At 70.2% G+C, this 2469-nt stretch carries 3 protein-coding genes; 2 read left to right on the top strand and 1 reads right to left on the bottom strand.

The features are described from left to right. Positions 1-379: 379 nt before the first annotated feature. A complete protein-coding gene (locus B042_RS0116855) occupies positions 380-739 on the bottom strand; it encodes a metalloregulator ArsR/SmtB family transcription factor (RefSeq protein ID WP_028649302.1) in 360 nt (119 codons plus the stop codon). 139 nt (positions 740-878) lie between these two features. Here B042_RS0116855 and B042_RS0116850 point away from each other — a divergent pair, with 139 nt between their 5' ends. Then, complete coding sequence (locus B042_RS0116850) at positions 879-2090, top strand: MFS transporter (RefSeq protein ID WP_231494128.1); 1212 nt, start codon at positions 879-881, stop codon at positions 2088-2090. Between the two features lie 173 nt (positions 2091-2263). Then, positions 2264-2469, top strand: a 206-nt coding sequence (locus B042_RS27130; protein ID WP_369797719.1) for a DUF5959 family protein, incomplete at its 3' end; no start/stop codon positions are given.

Here is a 2469-nt window from a genome sequence, read left to right as displayed (position 1 = left end):
TCCTCGGAGTAGGTCTTGCGGGCCATGCCCTGATTCTCGCTTCCTCCCGACACCTGTCGGGTTCAGCGTGTCCAAGATCCAGGGTCAAGGCCCAACCGATCGAACAGTTCGAGGACGCAGGGCGTGCCCGGAAGAATCGGGCCGGTGGCTTGTGTCCGCGTCCCGTCGGTTCACCCGGCGGGACGCGTTCTTGTCCCTGCGCGAGATGATCCCTCGTTGGTCCGCACCGCGTGATGTGGATGTCCATGTCGACCGTCTCCCGTTCGCGCTCTGCCTGGGCTTCGGAGGGGCCAGGCGCGAACTCGGACTCTTACTGCAACGCCGCAGCTCAAAAGGATGCGCTGCGCGGTGCCCGCTGGTGTGCCCGGGCCGGCGCGGGTCAGTCGTGGAAGGGCTCGCCGGTGACCACGTGGTCAGCGTGGTTGAGCGCCTCCAGGACCAGGCGCCGCAGGTGGCCGTCGCCCAGTCGGTAAATGGCGTGCCGGGACTGCCGGCGCGACTGCACCAGTCCGGCCAGGCGCAGCTTGGCCAGGTGCTGGGAGACCGCGGTGCGCGAGGCACCGCACGCCCGGGTCAGCTGACCCACGTCCGCCTCGCCCTCGGCCAGGGTCCACAGCAGGTGCAGCCGGGTGGGATCGGACAGCAGCGCGAACACGTCCGCGGCCACGGCCAGCCGCTCGGTCCCGGGCGGGGCCGGGTGCACGAGACTGGGGACGGCCTGTTCGTCACTGGTGCTCATGTGCGCATTCTAGGACGCGAACGGACCCCCGGACTGGAGGAACCCCACCTTCCATGCCATCATGTGCGTACTTGCGCACATGTTTTGTGTATGTGTTGGTGTTCCCTTCTTCTCATCGGTGGTGGTCATGGTGTGGCGGGTGCTGGCGGACTTCCCCTCCTACCGCAGGTTGTTCTACGCCCAGGTCACAGCGCTGGCGGGCACGGGGCTGGCAACGGTCGCCCTGGCACTGCTGGCCTACGACCTGGCCCCGCACCGGGCCGGGCAGGTGGTGGCGACCGCGCTGACCATCAAGATGCTCGCCTACGTGGGCGCCGCTCCGCTGCTCACCGCCGCCCTGGCCCGCGCCCCGCGCAAGGCGCTGCTGGTGGGCGCCGACGCTGCGCGCGCCCTGGCGGTGGCGTGCCTGCCATTCGTGGACCAGGCGTGGCAGGTGTACGTGCTCATCGCCGTGCTCCAGTGCGCCTCGGCGGCCTTCACCCCCACCTTCCAGGCGATCATCCCCGAACTGGTGAACGATTCCGGCTACACCTCGGCGCTGGCCCTGTCGCGCCTGGCCTATGACCTGGAGGCGATGGCCTCACCGCTGCTGGCCGTGGCCGTGCTGCTCCTGGTGCCCTTCGACGGGCTGTTCGCCCTGACCGCCGCCGGATTCGCCGTCTCCGCGCTGCTGGTGGCCACCACCGCCCTGCCCGCGCCGACCGCGGCCTCGCGCAGCCCGCGCCGGGCCGCCGCGAGCTGGAAGGCCTTCGCCACCGACCGGCGTCTGATGGCACTGATGGCGCTGAACATGGCCGTTGCCGCCGTCACCGCGCTGGTGCTGGTCGACACCGTCGTCCTGGTGCGCTCCCACCTGGGCGGCACCGACACCGGTGTGGCGCTGGCGCTGGCCTGCTTCGGGGCGGGGTCCATGGTCGTGGCGCTGGCGCTGGGATGGCTGGTGGAGCGGTTCGGCACCCGTGCGCTGATGCTCACCGGCCCCGGAGTCCTGACCGCAGGGGCCGCGGCCGCCGCCGCGGGCTGGGTGCTGGCGCCGGGCCCGGTGGTGCTCGGCGCGGGCTGGGCGGTGCTGGGGGCGGGGTGCGCGCTGGTGTCCGCGCCCACGGGGCGACTGCTGCGCGAGGCCGCTCCCGAGGGAGGGTTGGCGGGGGTCTTCGCCGCCCAGTTCTCGCTCTCCCACGCCTGCTTCCTGCTCACCTACCCGCTGGCCGGGTGGGCCGGGGGGCTGGACCCGGTCCTGGTGCTGGTCGGCACCGGCGTGTTCACAGGGGTGTGCGCTGCTGCGGCGGCAGGGCTGTGGCGCTCCGGTCCGGCGACCGTGGAGCAGGTTTCCAAGGTCGCGGGCCGCTGACGTTCCTTCAGGCCGTGGGCAGGTGGGGCCGTGGTCACGCCCTCACTCATGTGCTTGCGCGTTGGAACCATTGCTAAATGTCATCGACATCTGCGGGCCGATGGCACTGGCACTGTTGCGCGAACACGTGAACAAGCGTTCCTGTTTCTGATCGACGCAATCACAGGGTCGCTCTGATGGTGTCAGCTGAGGATTTGGACGATTGGGAGCGCTGCCTCGATGCGCTTCAGGCGGAGGAGAGGGCGTTGTGGCCCGCGGGTGATCGGACCGCGTGGTTGGATGTGGGGGCCTTGACCCTGGATCTTGGACACGCTGAACCCGACAGGTGTCGGGAGGAAGCGAGAATCAGGGCATGGCCCGCAAGACCTACTCCGAGGAA

It is taken from the genome of Nocardiopsis sp. CNT312 (assembly GCF_000515115.1).
Taxonomy (GTDB): domain Bacteria; phylum Actinomycetota; class Actinomycetes; order Streptosporangiales; family Streptosporangiaceae; genus Nocardiopsis.
The sequence above is the reverse complement of the archived record's forward strand: the minus strand, read 5'-3'. Positions and strand labels throughout refer to the sequence as shown.